Below are 1,057 nucleotides of genomic sequence, written 5' to 3' on the forward strand. Positions count from 1 at the left end.
ATGGTGGAGGAACTGTTAAGTTAGTAATAATTAACTCTAACTTCAAAGTACCATCTGCTGACTTAGTTAATTTAGTTCAAGAAGAAATTGACCCTATACAAAATCAAGGAGAAGGTATTGGATTAGCACCTATAGGACATAAAGTTACTGTTACAGGAGTCGTGAGTACAACTATAAACATATCAGCAGAGATAACATACAAGAGTGGCTATGCTTGGGAGAATATAAAGACTATAGCAGAAGAAACAATTGACGATTATTTAAATGAGTTAAATATGAGTTGGGAAGATGAAGAGAACTTAATAGTTCGTATATCTCAGATAGAAACTCGTTTGCTAAGTATTGATGGAGTATTAGACATTGCAAACACAATGATAAATGATGCCAAATCTAATCTAACAATAGATAGTAATAGCATAGTAGTAAGAGGTGAAGTAGTTGGATAAAGAGATAAATCTAATAAGTTACTTACCACAAATTCTGCAAGATAAAGAAGAATATATAAAAGCATTTAATGCAGATAACAAAGAAATAAAGATACTACATGATAAATTAGATGATGTATTAAATGACCAATTTCTAGAGGATTTGACCATAAGCGGAGTAAAGAGATGGGAAAAAATAATGTCTATAGTTCCAAAAAGTAATGAGAGTTTGGAAGATAGAAGATTTAGGATTTTTAGTAAATATATAAGTAAATTACCTTATTCAGAACGATTTTTAAGAAACTGGTTAGATTCAATTGTTGGAGAAGGAAACTATGAATTAACTATAAATAATGCCGCTTATAACATTCATTTAGAGAGTGACGCAAGGAATCAAGACTGGTTTGAGGAAGTTCATTCTTTTGTAAGTAGTATCAAACCTTGTAACATGACTTTAGATTATACTAGAGTTTTAGTTAGCAAAGATAATGGTATGTACTTTGGAGCAACTACTATTACAGGACATGAGATTACAATTTATCCTTGGTCGCCTAGCGACATTGAAACACAAGGAGAGATTAAGATTATGAGTGGTAATGGATTTGGATACCAAGAGATTACGATTTATTAGA

2 protein-coding genes are annotated in these 1,057 nt (G+C 31.2%); both read left to right on the forward strand.

What is annotated here, in order from left to right; genetic code table 11:
• On the forward strand, positions 1–446 hold a 446-nt coding region (locus tag Q3304_RS20680), incomplete at its 5' end, for a baseplate J/gp47 family protein (RefSeq protein ID WP_407815334.1).
• Positions 439–1,056 carry a YmfQ family protein gene (locus tag Q3304_RS20685; protein ID WP_407815333.1) on the forward strand — a complete coding sequence of 206 codons (618 nt, stop codon included), beginning with the start codon at positions 439–441 and terminating at the stop codon, positions 1,054–1,056. The genes Q3304_RS20680 and Q3304_RS20685, both read left to right, overlap by 8 nt.
• Position 1,057: the final 1 nt, after the last annotated feature.

This window comes from Clostridioides sp. GD02377 (assembly GCF_045899875.1).
Classification (GTDB): domain Bacteria; phylum Bacillota; class Clostridia; order Peptostreptococcales; family Peptostreptococcaceae; genus Clostridioides; species Clostridioides difficile_A.